Source organism: SAR86 cluster bacterium, assembly GCA_023703535.1.
Taxonomy (GTDB): Bacteria; Pseudomonadota; Gammaproteobacteria; order Magnimaribacterales; family TMED112; genus TMED112.
Map to the genome: position 1 here is coordinate 671,526 of CP097967.1, position 14,726 is coordinate 686,251.

Genomic DNA, 14,726 nt, shown 5'->3' on the forward strand with positions numbered 1-14,726 from the left:
TTACTTTCTCTCAGTTAAGACTTCATCAACAAGACCATATTTAACTGCTTCTTCAGCGTTCATAAAATAATCTCTCTCTGTATCAGAAGCAATTTTTTTAAGCGATTGATTAGTTTTTTCTGCAAGAATTTTATTTAATTTCTCTTTGAGGGTAAGTATTTCTTTTGCCTGTATTTCTATATCTGTTGCTTGACCCCTTGCTCCACCAAGTGGCTGATGGATCATTACTCTGCTATTCGGTAATGCGAATCTTTTTCCCTTAGCCCCACATGAAAGAAGAACTGCCCCCATACTCGCCGCCTGTCCAAAGCAAACTGTTGAAACATCACACTTTAAATAATTCATAGTATCTAATATTGACAGCCCTGAAGTAATGACCCCTCCAGGTGAATTTATGTACATAAAGATATCTTTTTTTGGGTCTTCGGACTCTAAAAAAAGAAGTTGGGCAACAACTAAATTGGCAACATAGTCATCTATACCGCCTACAATAAATATTATTCTATCTTTAAGTAGTCTTGAAAAAATATCAAAGGCTCTTTCTCCTCTGGAAGTTTGTTCAACGACCATTGGTACTAAATTATTTTTAAACATACTTAAAATATAGGGAACTTTAGTAAAAAATCAATAATTTAGCTAAAAAAGTGAAAAACTCATAACAAATATTAAAGAACTTGACGTAAATAACCAAAAACTTGATTTAAATCTTCTTGGTTAATGGGGTGGACGAAGGGGGTTGAACCCTCGACCTCCGGTGCCACAAACCGGCGCTCTAACCAACTGAGCTACGCCCACCATATTTTTATGATATTTCGGAAAAAAAATTATATCATTATGCGTTGAAGGGGGTAAGTATATGTCATCAGATAATTTATTTCTAAAAAGTATTTCGAAAATGTTTAACAATGCAATCGAAATTCTTGATATAGATAAAGGACTTGCAAATCAAATTAAATCTTGCAACAGCACACATACTATAAGATTCGGAGTTAAGTTAGATAAGGGAATTAAAGTATTTACTGGTTGGCGAGCAGTGCATTCTGAACATCTTGAGCCTGTCAAAGGAGGAATCAGATATAGTCCTGCTGTGAGCGCTTCAGAAGTTGAAGCTATGGCTGCTTTAATGACTTTTAAAAATGCAGTAATTGATGTCCCTTTTGGAGGTTCAAAAGGAGGTTTAAAAATTGATCCGTCAAAATATTCTGATGAAGATTTAGAAAAAATTACAAGAAGATTTACAGAAGAACTAGTTAAAAGAGGGCTTATTTCTCCAAGTTTAAATGTTCCTGCTCCTGACATGGGAACTGGAAAAAAAGAAATGGCGTGGATAGCTGATGAATATAAAAGACTCAACCCTCATGACATTAATGCTTTTGCATGTGTTACTGGCAAACCAGAGAATATGGGCGGTGTCGATGGAAGAACTGAAGCAACTGGAAGAGGAATATTTTTTGCACTAAGGGCATTTTTTAATTCTGCAGATGTGAAAAAAACAAAAATCAAAGGTCCCTTAAAAAGTCAAAAAATCATAATCGAAGGTCTTGGAAAAGTAGGTTTTTTCGCAGCTAGAGCTTTAAATGAACACGGTTCAAAAATTGTTGGAATAATAGAAAAAGATGTTTCCTTCCATAATACCAAAGGTCTAAATGTGCAAGGCATTAAAGACTGGCTAGACAATTCAGGTGATGTAAAAGACTGTCCATTTGGAGAAGATATAAAAACAAAGGAAGAAGTATTTGCTTCTGATTGTGATATTTTTATCCCTGCAGCAACAGAGGGTACTGTCACAGAGCAAAATCAAGAACAAATTAAAGCTAAAGTAATTTGTGAAGCAGCTAATGGGCCATTAACTTCACGAGCAGATCACTATCTTAATGAAAGAGGGGTTTTGATTATTCCTGATTTATATGCAAATGCTGGAGGAGTAGCAGTAAGTTATTTTGAGTGGGTACGGAATCTTTCACATATGAGATTTGGAAGAATGGAAAAAAGAAGAAAAGAATATGAGAATGCCTCTCTTATAAATTTAATTGAAAGCTCTACAGGATCCAGAATACCTTCAAACAAAAAATTACTATTAAGCAAGGGCAGAACAGAACTAGATTTAGTTCGCTCAGGACTTGAGGATATGATGTTTGAGGCATATGAAAACATGAGTGAAATTTGGAATGAGAATGACTACCCTTCTCTTAGAACAACAGCTTATATTTATTCAATCAAAAAGCTTATTGAGTCATATAAATCTATAGGGATTTAGTGGCGCGCCAGGGAGGATTCGAACCCCCGACCAATAGCTTAGAAGGCTACTGCTCTATCCAGCTGAGCTACTGGCGCTAAGGTAAGTATTCTAATTAACTAAAGTTCTTTAATCTACTAAAATACTCATCGAGACCAAAATCTATCTCTTTTGTATTTGTGGGTTTAATGTATTTAGCTCAATTTCCTTAATATTTTTTTGCGCTTGTAAATTAAGGATTGTTTTTTCTATCTGAGAAAAGTCTTGTACCTTAAAAACACCTGTATTAATAGCTGAAAAATCAGAAGTTAATTCTAAAGAATTATTATTTGCAAATTCCTCTAAATTCTGACTTTCTGAAAACTTTATTATGAGCTTTCCATCAGTAAATTTAATTGAACGGTCAAAGTCCTCAACTACATAAAGTTTCTCTGCTTTAATAGACGTATCAATAAATTCTTCTAGGACAGATTTATCTAGTTCATACGTATAAGAACCAATACTTTTTACTCCCAGCAGTGAAGGGTTTGGCAAAAGAGCATTATTCAGTGCTATGGAGTTATAAAAAAACTTATATCTGCTTTCAATTGATGGTCGATTTTTACTCTTCTCAAGGTTTTCTGATATTTCTTTAATATCAATTTGTTCAGCAGATAAGTCCATCATTAAAATTAAAGTAATAAACTTAAACAATACTTTCATGCTAATTTGAATAAACTTCTATTCCCCATTTTGCAGTGCCAGAAGAAGAATCACCCACATAATCCCGAAACTCTACTGTCCAGACCCCTTCCATATTTTCTCCATAAAAACCTGCAGCCCCAATATCAACAGTATAGTTTGAAGGGCTGCTAGCTAAATTTGTATACGGCTGAAGAATTGGAATATATGTTCCAGATGGTGATTGAACTCTTATTCCAACCGAGTTTGCAATTGTATGAGTAAAAGAAAAACTAACTCTCACAAACTCAACTATTCCTGAACCATTTTCAGGTTTAGTTAAAGAAATAGTTTGTGTAACTGTACCTTCATCAGGAATTGAGAATGTCTCGTCTGGAGTAGTGTAATCAGTTGTGAAAAAACTTCCTAAATCTTCAGAGTTAAATGTTTGAGCTAGAGAAACGGCAGCAGCACCATCTATTTTTCCAAAGCCATACCAATGATGATGAGAATACCCAGCAGCATTAGTTGTCCACTGATATTGAACAGTATCTTGTTGAGTATAAGTTTGATTAAGATCAACTTTTTGCGAAGTTGTTGCGAGGATATGTTTAACAGCTCTCCAAGTTAGGTTTGGGTTTGCTTCCAACATCAATGCAATTACGCCCGCAACAGTTGGGGCTGCTGCTGATGTCCCATTAAATGTTGAAGTGTAATTACAATTTGGATTTTCAGGATGTCCATCTGTGCTTTCAAAAGCATTTGCAGGACTACCAGTTGAGCCTCCTACATATCCTTTTTCACAACCTGTATCATCTGTTGTCATTACAGCAGGTGTCATTGTGCCGTATTCTCCACCAAACCCCGCAACCCAAACCGATGGACCTGTAGTTGAATAAGTGGATCTCAGACCGTTTGCATTTAATGAAGAAACTTGAATTATGTGTGGAACACTTTGATTGTCATCAATTGCAATGGAAGTGCATGTCAATTTTGTGCCACAGTTTACTCCAGAATTTTCAGCTGGATAATCATTAAAACCATTTCCTGCTGATTGAACATATATTGCACCCTTTCCTCCTCGTAAGTTCTCTACACCGTAAATAAGTGCATCCTCTAATGAAGCTTCTAGGTAATCTGCAAAAGTATATTTTTCTGCCTCTCCCCCGTAACCCCTGCCATAACTCATGTTATAAATGTCTACATTTACTGGTATTGGTGGTTCTGTTCCCCAAGATTTAATTTGATTTTCATAAGTTGAATTCTCAAGATAATTATATCCAATAAGGGAAGCATTATATGCCACTCCTCTTACTCCAATACCATTAAAGCCTTTTGCTGCAATAATTCCAGCCACAGCATTTCCATGAGAACCATCATTTTTTTCATATAGTGGATCTTCATCAGAATTTAAAAAATCATATGAACCCGTAACGATGTTATCTACTAAATCCTCATGAGCTATTTCTAATCCATCATCAATGACCGCAACCAATACTCCTTGACCAGTTGTTCCACCATCAGTGACGGTCTCTACATTTAAGTCTTCTCCAGCTGTACCTGCTAAAACTGCAATTGATTAGTTAATGGTCGGGGCAGCAGGATTTGAACCTGCGACCACCTGGTCCCAAACCAGGTGCGCTACCAGACTGCGCTATGCCCCGAAAAGGAAATCATATAAACTATGTTTGCTAACTTCAAGCAAATATTTAACAGATAAATGATTATATTAGATGGAAAAAAAGTTGCAGAAAAAAGCAATTTAGAGATTAAAAATAAGGTTGAAAACTTAAAAGCTCAAGCGGGTAGAAGTCCATTTCTTGCAGCAATACTTGTTGGAGATGATAAAGCCTCGGAAACATATGTTTCTATGAAAGAAAAAACTTGCCATCGACTGGGTCTAGAATCAAAATCTTTTAAACTTCCTGAATCTTCGTCTACCGAAGATGTTTTAGGTCTCATAAGAGAGCTAAACAAAAATGCAAATGTTGATGGAATTTTATTGCAGCATCCTGTTCCCAAACAAGTTGATGAAATGAAGTGCTTCAATGAAATTCGGCTTGATAAAGACGTTGATGGTGTCAATACACAAGGCTATGGCAATATGGCTATGGGTATTGAGGCGTTTCATTCATGCACGCCTTTTGGAATTATGAGGCTCCTTGATGCTTATAAAGTAGATTGCACTGGAAAGTTGGCAATTGTGGTGGGAAGAAGTCAAATTTTAGGGAAGCCGATGTCGGCAATGTTGTTAAACTCAAATGCAACTGTATTGACTGCACATTCCAAAACTAAGAACTTAAACGAATTGATATCAATGGGCGATATCGTTGTTGCAGCTGTTGGCAAACCAAAATTTATTAAGGCTAATAATTTAAAGAAAGACTCAATTTTAATTGATGCTGGATATCATCCTGAACTAAACTGTGGAGATGTTGATATGGAAGGGATTGAAAAAATTGTCTCTGCTTATACTCCTGTTCCAGGTGGAGTTGGACCTATGACAATTAATTCACTTATTCTAAATACAGTAAAGTCAATGGAGAAAAGAATAAATGGCTAAACCTATCCCGTGTCTAGTTGGTTTTGGAGGCCTTACACCTGCAGGTAGAGGTTCTCATAACCTTAGTTATTCAAGGATGATCTATGATCTTGAATCCGAACAAAATAAATTTAATTATTTAAAATCAGTTTTAACCTTATGCGGTTTAATTGATGAGACAACAGAGGCTCCAGAAATTGAACAGCTAATCCTTAGTAAAGAAAATGAAGTTTTAGAAAACACTTTAATGAGAAAATTAGACTATGAGTTTTTTCGGAATACTTTTTGGAGTTACGACTATGAGATGCCTGCAAATGCTTGTGGACAATTACCATACAGATTAGACCCTGTTACTCATTATGCTTCAAGACAACATCCAAAAGCTCTAGGTATGTCTATTGTTGGTTTCACTGATGCAATGTCAGATGCAGGTTTCGATTTACGAAAGGAAATTGATACTTATGGGAGAGATAAGGTTGGGTGCTTTGCTGGATGCGCTGTGATGAATATGGACAGATATTCAGGTGATGGTCTTTTTGCATCTTATCCAATGGGCAAAAGAGCTTCATCTAAACACATTTCTTTTACTCTTCCTGAAATGACTGCAGATTTTATAAATGCTTACGTGACTGGAAGTTTAGGAATTACCGGACATTTTATAGGTGCATGTGCAACTTCTCTTTATAACCTTAATGCAGGTGTTGAACTTATTAAGAGTGGCAAGAGTGAATTGGTTATTGTAGGAGCAGCCGAAGCAATTTTAGGCCCTCCTGCTTATATTGGTTTTAGTGCAATGGGAGCTATGGCGACTGATGAGAGAATGACTAATCTACAGCAACTACTTGGTGAAGGAGATGATCTGGATTACACAAAATTTTGCAGGCCATTTGGCGACAACATGGGCATGGTTTGTGGTGAATCTGCGGGCTTTGCTATTCTTATGAGTGATAGACTTGCTTTAGAAGTAGGTGCGAATATCAGAGGTTGCTTTTTAAATGTAAATATTAATGCTGACGGAAATAAAAAATCTATTTCCGGTCCTGGGGCAGGAAATTATTTTTCAGTAGGCAAAACATTCAAAGATATCGAAACTGTATTTGGGTCAAAGACTCTTCAAGAAAAAAGTTGTTTTCTTGCTCATGGAACAGGAACTCCTTTAAATAGAATTACTGAATCTCATATTATTTCAACATTTGCAAAAGAATTTGGAATCCAAAATTTACCAGTTACATCTGTAAAATCTAAATTAGGACATACCATGGGGACTGCTGGCATGGATCAAATTTGGTGCGGTTTAGGAGCCCTAGAAAGTCAAAAACTAACAGGAATTTGTACGATACCAAAGCTTGCTGATGATGTTTTTAAAGATAATCTAGACTTTTTTTTAGATAATAAAGAATTTAGCTCTCAAAAAGATATTGCCTTCTTAAATTCAAAAGGCTTTGGAGGAAATAATGCTACCTCTGCATTAATATCTTCAAGCCTAACAGAGGAACTTCTTCAAAGAAGGTTTACAGAGAAAGAACTGAAAGCATGGAAAAAGAAGCGAGAAGCTACTTTAAAATTAAGAGAGAAAAATTTTGAGTTAGCTGTTAATAGCGACATTGAACCAATTTATGAATTCGATAAAGATGTTCTCGATCTTACTGATTTAGAAATTTCCAAGAAAAATATTAAGACTAAAACTGGTTTTAACTATGCCTTAAATTCAGATTTAACAAAATCTGATTTTTAAGGTTAATCCTTTGAATCCCATTTGACTAGATAAGATCTTTCTTTGCTTGAAGCATAATAAGTTCTACTTAAAATCTCACCTATCACTCCCAAGCTTATGAACTGAACACCAACAACTGTAAAAATTGTTCCAGCAATTAGAAGCGGTCTATCGCCTATGTCCATAGAGTAAACAAATTTAATAAAGATTAAATAACTAAGAATAGCGACTCCTACAAAAGTCATTAACAAACCAAGAAATCCAAAAAAATGACCTGGTCTACTAAAAAATCTCATAAAGAAATAAACAGAAATAAGATCTAAAAAAACTCTAAAGGTTCTAGAAATCCCGTATTTTGATTCTCCCGCAATTCTTGGATGGTGGTCGACAACTAATTCATCAATTTTTTTGGCAGAAACTTTTGTTGCCATCCATGCTGGAATAAATCTATGCATTTCACCATAAAGCTTCACCTCTCGTAAAATTTTTGCATTGTAGGCTTTAAGACTACACCCATAATCATTGAGCTTTACACCAGTTATGGCTCCGATTAGCTTGTTTGCAATGTAAGATGGTAGATTTCTAAATAAAAAATTATCTTTTCTGTCTTTTCTCCACCCAACAACTAGATCTAAATTTTCATTAATTAATTTATGAAGCAAATTTGGAATATCTTTTGGATCATTTTGAAGATCGCTATCAAGCGTCACTAAATATTTTCCTGAAGCATTGTCGAAACCAGCCTGTATTGCTGATGTTTGTCCAAAGTTTTTCGATAAAGATATAATTCTTAAATTTTTTTGCGATTTAGAGAGTTTTTGTAACAAATTCAATGAGCCATCTTCACTACCATCATCTACCAATATTAATTCCCAAGTCCATGCTTCATTACTTAATGCATCACTGACTTGTTTTATGAATGGCTCAAGATTGTCTTTTTCATTAAATACAGGTGATATTATTGAAACGTCCACTTCTTTATTGTCCTTTTATAAATTTCATAAAATAAAATGCCAAAAATTAATCCAAGGGCTGTACCTATTATAACTTGGCTAAGAAAATGTTTTATCAGAAATACTCTTGAAAGACCTACCAAAATTGATATTAAAATTAAAATAGAAGTTATTAACAGATTTCTCTCTATTAAAAAGAACAAGCTTGTAAATAAGAAAAAATTCAAAGCATGATTTGAAGGCATGCCAGTTTTCTGATCCCCACAAAGGCTTTCTAAAATACCCTCACCAATAAGAAATTCTCCATTAGCTCCGAAACAAGGCCTTTCCTCTGATAATATTTCTTTTAACAAAGCTCCCAGAAAATCGCCTATTAGAATAGCTAAAATGATGAAAACAAAAACCCAAAACTTTTTTTTAAAAAAAAAATAAATTGAGAATAAAAATAGCAGGGAAAATGAAAATAATCTTGTAGAAATAATTTGAAAAAACGATTCAAACGATTTGAAATCACTCAGCCATAATGTAAAAAGAATATCTGCATTCATTATAAATAATCAGAAATATCAAAAAATAATATACCGGCCCATGATAGACCAATGAGCACAAATGAAAAGTATTTCAAAAAAATTGATTTCTCAACAAACGCTTTAATAAAATTTATTTTGAAAATTGCAATGACCATTAGTACCAAAGCTAAACTTCCAAGAACATCGGAGAGCCAATGAGCGCCGATGATAACTCTACTTAATGCCACAGAGAGTGCTACTAAAATAAAAAAAGAGAAGATAATTTTACTTTCTTTTGATTTTAAATCTTTTAGAGCAAATGATAACCAAATTAAAATTACGGACAAAACAGTCGCTGCATGTCCGCTTGGAAAACTTCCAGCTATGAAAATTGGTTCAAGAAAAATTATCTCATCAGTAAATATGCTTGCAGGTCTTTCAAAAGATAAAATATATTTCAAAAATTGAACATCTAAACCAATACATAGAGCAGGCACTATCATAAGCTGCACAGGCACATAGTTGATTTTTAATTTTGAAGATAAAAGTGAAAGACTGGGCACCAATAATGCTGTTGCAAAAAAACCGTTTCCTATCTCAGTTAAAAAGGAAAAGAAATTTAAATCAAAAAGAAATTGATTGAAAAAAATTACAATTTTTGACTCTAAATCTTGAAAAATTTTAAGTATAAGGCTTAAACAAAAAATTATTATTCCTGCAATAAATATATGTAATTTACTCATCCGTAATTTTAATTAAAAGATAATTTCCTTGGGTATCAAGGATTTCATATTCATTTTCCAAAAATTTCAATTTATCTACTCTTGTAAGAATAATTACATTTGGCTCTAATCCTCTGTAATAGTTAACATTTGCATAAAAGGAAAAGCTTGGTTTGTTAATTTTATAAGCTAGGATTTTTTCATTTGTATTTACATATTTTTTTCCAAGTTCTCTTAAGTCTTTTTGTTGCAAATCAATAATCAGAGGGAGAATTTGAACTGAAAGAATTAGAAGAAAAAAAGAAGCAGAAATCTTTTTCAAAAAATTAACTTCAACACGTAAAATTATTAACAAAACTAGAAATAAAATTATTAAGCTAACTATTAATAAATATAAGTTTTTATTAAATATATCTTCAAAGACACTTAGTGAAATATCAAAATTATTTTGTGGTAGAAATGAACTAAGGGCGTATGGAATACCCAGGGTCATGAGCCATATTAATAATTGATATATGTTTTCTAAGATAGTTGGTGCTCTTTCCTGATCAATTAAAAAAATTTTTTGTAGAAAAAATACAATAGGGACCAAACCATAGATTAAATAATGTGGCAACTTTGTAGTAGAAAAGGAAAAAAAGATAAAAACAAAAGCTAACCAAGTGAAAAGAAACTTTTCTAAATTATCTTTGAAATTTATTTTAAATAAAGACCTTACGAAATCAGGGAAAAAAGTAAGTGTCACGAATGGCAAAACTATAAAGTAATAATAAAACATTCCATCATGACTTTCGAAAGCTGTTGTATACCTCCCAAAAGATTGACCAAGGAACATATAACTTAATGGCTCAAGACCGATTTTTAGATACACATAAGAAAGCCATGGCAATGTAATTGTTAAAAAAATAAGCCAAGGCTTGATGCTTAAAATTGCACCTAAAAATGTATTAAATTTTTTTGTAATTATTGAAAAAATTACAAATACAGCTCCACAAATGGCAATAATTGTTAAACCTTTGGTAAGAAAACCTAATCCAATCCAAACAGAACATCTTATTAATTCCTCGTTATTCTCATTTTCACAAAAACGGTAAATATTAATCATTGCTAAAGTTATAAAAAGGTTCAAAAAAGCATCAGCTGTTGCTACTGAACTCATAAGAAATATTCCAGGGAGTAATAAAAAAATGTTTAAAACTGATGTTGTTTTAAAATCATTATTAAAGCTAAAAATAAATTTAGAAAAAACAAAGCCCCAGATAAAAGTTGCAACCATAGAAGGCAGCCTCAATGAAAACTCAGATATACCAAATACGAAAATAGAAATGCATTGAAAAATATAAGTCAAAATTGGTTTTTCTAATCTAAGTTCATCTCCAAGGTAAGGAATAAGAAATTGCTTTTCTCGCAGCATCTGTAAAGAGGTAGAGCTAAACGCCCCTTCATCGAGATCAGTTATGCCAAGAAATAGTAGTGGAATATATGCAGCAAATAATACCAGGTAAAAAAAGTTATTTTTTAAGCTCATTTTTTGACCTTCTACAACGCTCACTACAGTAAATCACATTTTGCCAGTCTCTGCTCCATTTTTTTCTCCAAGAAAAATCCTTTTTACAAATTGGACAAATTTTTGTGGGAAGATTTTCTTTCTTCAAATTAGTAAAAATTTTTGAACAAGCAAATAAGTAGCAGCGAAAGAATTACCAATTAAAATCACTACACTTAATAAATGAAAGATATTGAATAGAACTCTATTTTTAAGTTGATCTATGCTGGAAAGTAATAGGGAAATAAATAAATTAAGAAAAATAGTCACTATCATGATACATGCAATCAATGTTTCATAATTCGAAAAAAACAGCTCGTAAGTTCCTAATTTAAAAAAATAAAATATACCTAAATACTGGACTAAAAATACTATTAAAAAAAGATTTAGTCGGAAAAAAAAGGATCTCAAAAAAAACTTTAATGCCTCTTTATCAAGAGTCCTTCTCGCTGCTGGAGTTATCACAAAGGGTGCTGCCCATATTGAACCAATAATTGTTGCGAGGATAAATTGTAAAGCTATATCAACAAACATAATTGCAATGGCGATCCGGAAGGGACTCGAACCCTCGACCTCCTGCGTGACAGGCAGGCATTCTAACCAGCTGAACTACCGGACCGCAAGTGTTAGATTTTGTTACAAATATACTTTTAATACAACTTTTTGAGGGTAAATAAAGTTGTATTTTAGTTTTAGAGCCACTAAAATGTACGCGTTAACGTAAATTTACTTAACGGGGGAAATTATGGATTATTTTCTAGCACAAGACGATTTTGTCGGGATATCCTTTTGGATTGCTACAGCTGTTATGGCTGCGGGAGCACTTTTCTTCTTCGTAGAAAGAAGTACAGTTAAAGCTTCATGGCAAACTTCCTTGACAGTCGCAGCGCTCGTGTGTTTTGTTGCCTTCTGGCACTACATGTACATGAGAGATGTTTGGGTAGCAACAGGTGAATCTCCAACAGTATATAGATATATCGATTGGTTGATTACTGTTCCTATGCAGATTGTAGAGTTTTATCTAATTCTTGCAGCAGTTGTTGCAGTAAGTCTTGGAGTATTTTGGAAATTATTTATTGCATCACTAGTTATGCTTTTAGGAGGATATCTTGGTGAAGCTGGAATAATTGACGCAACAGTAGGTTTTGTTGTGGGGATGTTAGGTTGGATATTTATTATCTACTACGTCTTTGCAGGTGAAGCAGCTCAAATTAAAGATGCTGCAGGAAACGAAAACCTCACATTTGCATTTAATGGAATCAAATGGATTGTAACAGTTGGGTGGGCTATCTATCCTTTAGGTTATTTCCTTGGTTATTTAGGTGGTGGCGTAGATGCTAACGCTCTAAACATTATCTATAACTTAGCTGACCTTGTTAACAAATTCCTATTTGGATTAGTTATCTGGTATGCAGCTATGAGAGATTCCGGAGTACAAAAAGGTTAAATTAACTTTAGACCTTTAAAGCCCGCGAAAGCGGGCTTTTTTTTAGAACCTATTTTCCCTGTCTATAAGAAATACGGTATGAACAAGTGTTGTGACCAACTTACCATCTTTATTAAGAAGCTCCCCTCTTACAGTCGCTATATTCTTGCCTTTTTTCATAAGTATTGCTCTAGCAGTTACCTCTCCTTTAAAAAGAGGTCTGTGATGGAGTGTATGTAAATCGGTCGAGCTAGGATATAAAGTCCCTCCTGACTCATAAATTAACAGCAATGCTGTCACGTCATCAAGCATTGATGTCATCATTCCACCCTGGACTGATCCATCAGGATTTAAGCATAATTCATTAAACTCCCCAGATAATTCTAGAAAACCCTCCTTGTGCTCTTTAAACTCAAAGTTAAACAGCTTACCAGTGCCTCCATTTTCCTTATGGAAATCCAAGAACTTATTTATATCAATACTCATAAAAAATGATTGGTGCGAGTTGTAGGATTCGAACCTACGACCCCCTGCTTGTAAGGCAGGTGCTCTAACCAACTGAGCTAAACTCGCAGAAAGCAATAGAATATAATAAATTCTTATGGAAGACTACACAGAAAATCTTAATTCAAACTCTAGAGATATTCTCAGCGTATCAGAAGTAAACCAAACGGCTGATGATTTTTTAAGAGACATTCCACCTCTTTGGGTCTCTGGCGAAATCTCAGGTTTTAAAGCCTATCCATCGGGACACTGGTACTTTTCTATAAAAGACTCTGAGGCTGTTTTAAGATGTGTGATGTTTAAAGGTGATAACAATAAAGTTCTAAATGAACCGAAAGAAGGTGATCAGTTAATCCTCTTTGGAAAACTTTCTGTTTATAAACGAACAGGAAGTTACCAAATGACAGTTAGGCAAATGGAGCTTGCTGGATTTGGTGAATTAATGAGAAAATTCGAGCTTCTCAAAAATAAGCTAAATTCTGAAGGATTATTTGAAATAAAAAATAGTGAACAGCTTCCTGAAATAAATAACAAAATTGCAATTATTACATCATCGAAAGGAGCAGCAATAAGAGATGTGATATCAACTCTACAAAGACGGTCTCCTCACACAGAAATCTTGATTGCTCCAACTATAGTCCAAGGAGAACAATCTCCAAATTCTATACTTCAATCATTGAAATTAATTGAAACTCAGTATTCAAAAAATAATATTGATGCAGCAATCATATGTAGAGGAGGAGGATCGATAGAAGATCTTTGGTCTTTCAATAATGAAGAGGTATGCAGATACATAGCACAAATGAAGACACCTATAATAAGTGGAGTTGGTCATGAGACAGATTTTACTCTTACTGATTTTGTTTCAAACTACAGGGCAGCAACTCCCACAGCAGCTGCAGAAATAATATCAGAGGGTTCTAGTCGCATTCTGGAATATTTTGAAAATGCTAAATTAGTTCTTCACAGAAATATAATTACTAAAATTAAAGAAAAGACTCAGTCTCTTAATTTTCTTAAAAAACAACTAAGAACTCCAAAGCAAAAACTTAACGAACAGCAACTTAGACTTGATGAGCAACACGAAAGAATAGAACTAGCCATCAAAAATTTTTTAACCAAAAGAATTAATTTAATAGATATTAAATTTGCCGAGCTAAATAATGTGTCTCCTAAATCAAGGTTAGTAAAAATTTCTAATGCTTTAAATGTTCTAAAGACAAATCTAAACCATCAACTCCTCACAATAGTGAGTGGCTCAAATTCAAAACTTAAGTTAATTCAAGAAAAAATTCATGCTCTTGATCCTAAGGGAGTTTTAAAAAGAGGCTATTCAATTACTACTGATGAAAAAAACAGAGTAATTAAAGATGCAAAAAGATTAAAAAAAGGTGAAGAAATTCAAACTCTATTTTCAAAAGGTAAAGTGAAATCAAAAGTTAGCTAAGATCTTGAACAAGGCTCTCTAATGTCTCAAGCGTTTGGGGGGTCGTAATGGTCTTTAATATTGAATTGTTTTTGATTATTAGAATTGTTGGTACGCTGTTAGGTATATCAACACCCCAAATATCTCTTGGGTCAGTTTTTAAATTTAAAAATTGAATATTAAATTTTTTTATAAACCCCTCTACAACTTCGTCTTCAAGAACATCAAACTGATCAAAATGAAATCCGATTACTGTTACATTTGGGTTTTTGTCTAATTCGTTAAAATAAGGAAACTCTTTTATGCATGGGGCGCACCAATCTGCCCAGAAATTCAGAAAAATTAACTGATCATTAAGCATATATGAATGTTTTGGTTTGGAGTTTGTAAATTCTAAATCCGGCCTCTCACAAGAAGCTAGAAAAAATAAACTTAAGATTGCTAAAATCCTCATCTGAAAAAATTTTATAAATGATACATTTATTTAA

General features: G+C 33.7%; 16 protein-coding genes and 5 tRNA genes. 5 read left to right on the forward strand and 16 right to left on the reverse strand.

Annotation, left to right across the window (positions count from 1 at the left end; translation table 11 throughout):
- Both clpP and M9B42_03485 read right to left on the reverse strand, forming a co-directional pair.
- On the reverse strand, window positions 1–594 hold the full coding sequence (gene clpP / locus M9B42_03480) for an ATP-dependent Clp endopeptidase proteolytic subunit ClpP (protein ID URQ63847.1): 594 nt from the start codon (window positions 592–594) through the stop codon (window positions 1–3).
- A 124-nt stretch (window positions 595–718) separates the two neighbouring features.
- A tRNA-His gene (locus M9B42_03485) sits at window positions 719–795 on the reverse strand.
- A 61-nt stretch (window positions 796–856) separates the two neighbouring features.
- Here M9B42_03485 and M9B42_03490 point away from each other — a divergent pair.
- Window positions 857–2,257 carry a Glu/Leu/Phe/Val dehydrogenase gene (locus M9B42_03490; GenBank protein URQ63848.1) on the forward strand — a complete coding sequence of 467 codons (1,401 nt, stop codon included), beginning with the start codon at window positions 857–859 and terminating at the stop codon, window positions 2,255–2,257.
- Here M9B42_03490 and M9B42_03495 read toward each other — a convergent pair.
- The 4 genes from M9B42_03495 to M9B42_03510 form a co-directional block, all read right to left on the reverse strand.
- A tRNA-Arg gene (locus M9B42_03495) sits at window positions 2,258–2,334 on the reverse strand. It abuts the gene before it with no gap.
- 64 nt (window positions 2,335–2,398) lie between these two features.
- Window positions 2,399–2,938, reverse strand: coding sequence for a hypothetical protein (locus M9B42_03500; GenBank protein URQ63849.1), 540 nt, complete (start codon window positions 2,936–2,938; stop codon window positions 2,399–2,401).
- 1 nt (window position 2,939) lies between these two features.
- Window positions 2,940–4,391 (reverse strand): S8 family serine peptidase, encoded by a 1,452-nt coding sequence (locus tag M9B42_03505; GenBank protein ID URQ63850.1) that lies wholly within the window; start codon window positions 4,389–4,391, stop codon window positions 2,940–2,942.
- Window positions 4,392–4,483: 92 nt separating this feature from the next.
- Window positions 4,484–4,560 (reverse strand) — tRNA-Pro (locus M9B42_03510).
- Between the two features lie 56 nt (window positions 4,561–4,616).
- Between M9B42_03510 and M9B42_03515 the strand changes: the two genes are divergently transcribed.
- On the forward strand, window positions 4,617–5,459 hold the full coding sequence (locus M9B42_03515; protein URQ63851.1) for a bifunctional 5,10-methylene-tetrahydrofolate dehydrogenase/5,10-methylene-tetrahydrofolate cyclohydrolase: 843 nt from the start codon (window positions 4,617–4,619) through the stop codon (window positions 5,457–5,459).
- Window positions 5,452–7,173 carry a beta-ketoacyl synthase gene (locus M9B42_03520; GenBank protein ID URQ63852.1) on the forward strand — a complete coding sequence of 574 codons (1,722 nt, stop codon included), beginning with the start codon at window positions 5,452–5,454 and terminating at the stop codon, window positions 7,171–7,173. The genes M9B42_03515 and M9B42_03520 overlap by 8 nt, the downstream gene beginning before the upstream one ends.
- Before the next feature lie 2 nt (window positions 7,174–7,175).
- Here M9B42_03520 and M9B42_03525 read toward each other — a convergent pair whose 3' ends face one another.
- The 7 genes from M9B42_03525 to M9B42_03555 form a co-directional block, all read right to left on the reverse strand.
- Window positions 7,176–8,126 carry a glycosyltransferase family 2 protein gene (locus tag M9B42_03525; protein ID URQ63853.1) on the reverse strand — a complete coding sequence of 317 codons (951 nt, stop codon included), beginning with the start codon at window positions 8,124–8,126 and terminating at the stop codon, window positions 7,176–7,178.
- Complete coding sequence (locus M9B42_03530) at window positions 8,111–8,653, reverse strand: phosphatase PAP2 family protein (GenBank protein URQ63854.1); 543 nt, start codon at window positions 8,651–8,653, stop codon at window positions 8,111–8,113. Before M9B42_03530 ends, M9B42_03525 begins: the two co-directional genes overlap by 16 nt.
- A complete protein-coding gene (locus tag M9B42_03535; protein URQ63855.1) occupies window positions 8,653–9,357 on the reverse strand; it encodes a phosphatase PAP2 family protein in 705 nt (234 codons plus the stop codon). The genes M9B42_03530 and M9B42_03535 overlap by 1 nt, the downstream gene beginning before the upstream one ends.
- The gene (locus tag M9B42_03540; protein ID URQ63856.1) at window positions 9,350–10,864 is read right to left on the reverse strand and encodes a glycosyltransferase family 39 protein; all 1,515 of its coding nucleotides are present in this window, start codon (window positions 10,862–10,864) and stop codon (window positions 9,350–9,352) included. The genes M9B42_03535 and M9B42_03540 overlap by 8 nt, the downstream gene beginning before the upstream one ends.
- Window positions 10,848–10,991 (reverse strand): DUF2256 domain-containing protein, encoded by a 144-nt coding sequence (locus tag M9B42_03545; protein ID URQ63857.1) that lies wholly within the window; start codon window positions 10,989–10,991, stop codon window positions 10,848–10,850. The genes M9B42_03540 and M9B42_03545 overlap by 17 nt, the downstream gene beginning before the upstream one ends.
- A complete protein-coding gene (locus M9B42_03550) occupies window positions 10,988–11,416 on the reverse strand; it encodes a hypothetical protein (GenBank protein ID URQ63858.1) in 429 nt (142 codons plus the stop codon). The genes M9B42_03545 and M9B42_03550 overlap by 4 nt, the downstream gene beginning before the upstream one ends.
- 8 nt (window positions 11,417–11,424) lie before the next feature.
- A tRNA-Asp gene (locus tag M9B42_03555) sits at window positions 11,425–11,501 on the reverse strand.
- 126 nt (window positions 11,502–11,627) lie between these two features.
- Here M9B42_03555 and M9B42_03560 point away from each other — a divergent pair.
- A complete protein-coding gene (locus M9B42_03560) occupies window positions 11,628–12,329 on the forward strand; it encodes a bacteriorhodopsin-like (protein ID URQ63859.1) in 702 nt (233 codons plus the stop codon).
- Between the two features lie 42 nt (window positions 12,330–12,371).
- Here M9B42_03560 and M9B42_03565 read toward each other — a convergent pair whose 3' ends face one another.
- Window positions 12,372–12,794, reverse strand: a complete 423-nt coding sequence (locus M9B42_03565; protein URQ63860.1) for a PaaI family thioesterase — start codon at window positions 12,792–12,794, stop codon at window positions 12,372–12,374.
- A 10-nt stretch (window positions 12,795–12,804) separates the two neighbouring features.
- Window positions 12,805–12,881, reverse strand: a tRNA-Val gene (locus M9B42_03570).
- A 28-nt stretch (window positions 12,882–12,909) separates the two neighbouring features.
- On the opposite strand from M9B42_03570, the gene xseA reads away from it, so the two are divergent.
- Window positions 12,910–14,259, forward strand: coding sequence for an exodeoxyribonuclease VII large subunit (gene xseA / locus M9B42_03575; protein ID URQ63861.1), 1,350 nt, complete (start codon window positions 12,910–12,912; stop codon window positions 14,257–14,259).
- Here the strand turns inward: xseA and M9B42_03580 are convergent.
- Window positions 14,252–14,692 (reverse strand): TlpA family protein disulfide reductase, encoded by a 441-nt coding sequence (locus M9B42_03580; GenBank protein ID URQ63862.1) that lies wholly within the window; start codon window positions 14,690–14,692, stop codon window positions 14,252–14,254. The genes xseA and M9B42_03580 overlap by 8 nt on opposite strands.
- Between the last annotated feature and the right edge of the window lie 34 nt (window positions 14,693–14,726).

Coding starts and splice junctions, on each gene's coding strand:
- M9B42_03530 (URQ63854.1), bottom strand. CDS start 8,653: ATGAATGCAGATATTCTTTTTACATTATGGCTGAGTGATTTCAAATCG.
- M9B42_03540 (URQ63856.1), bottom strand. CDS start 10,864: ATGAGCTTAAAAAATAACTTTTTTTACCTGGTATTATTTGCTGCATAT.
- M9B42_03580 (URQ63862.1), bottom strand. CDS start 14,692: ATGAGGATTTTAGCAATCTTAAGTTTATTTTTTCTAGCTTCTTGTGAG.
- M9B42_03520 (URQ63852.1), top strand. CDS start 5,452: ATGGCTAAACCTATCCCGTGTCTAGTTGGTTTTGGAGGCCTTACACCT.
- xseA (URQ63861.1), top strand. CDS start 12,910: ATGGAAGACTACACAGAAAATCTTAATTCAAACTCTAGAGATATTCTC.
- M9B42_03560 (URQ63859.1), top strand. CDS start 11,628: ATGGATTATTTTCTAGCACAAGACGATTTTGTCGGGATATCCTTTTGG.
- M9B42_03565 (URQ63860.1), bottom strand. CDS start 12,794: ATGAGTATTGATATAAATAAGTTCTTGGATTTCCATAAGGAAAATGGA.
- M9B42_03550 (URQ63858.1), bottom strand. CDS start 11,416: ATGTTTGTTGATATAGCTTTACAATTTATCCTCGCAACAATTATTGGT.
- M9B42_03500 (URQ63849.1), bottom strand. CDS start 2,938: ATGAAAGTATTGTTTAAGTTTATTACTTTAATTTTAATGATGGACTTA.
- M9B42_03535 (URQ63855.1), bottom strand. CDS start 9,357: ATGAGTAAATTACATATATTTATTGCAGGAATAATAATTTTTTGTTTA.
- M9B42_03515 (URQ63851.1), top strand. CDS start 4,617: ATGATTATATTAGATGGAAAAAAAGTTGCAGAAAAAAGCAATTTAGAG.
- clpP (URQ63847.1), bottom strand. CDS start 594: ATGTTTAAAAATAATTTAGTACCAATGGTCGTTGAACAAACTTCCAGA.
- M9B42_03490 (URQ63848.1), top strand. CDS start 857: ATGTCATCAGATAATTTATTTCTAAAAAGTATTTCGAAAATGTTTAAC.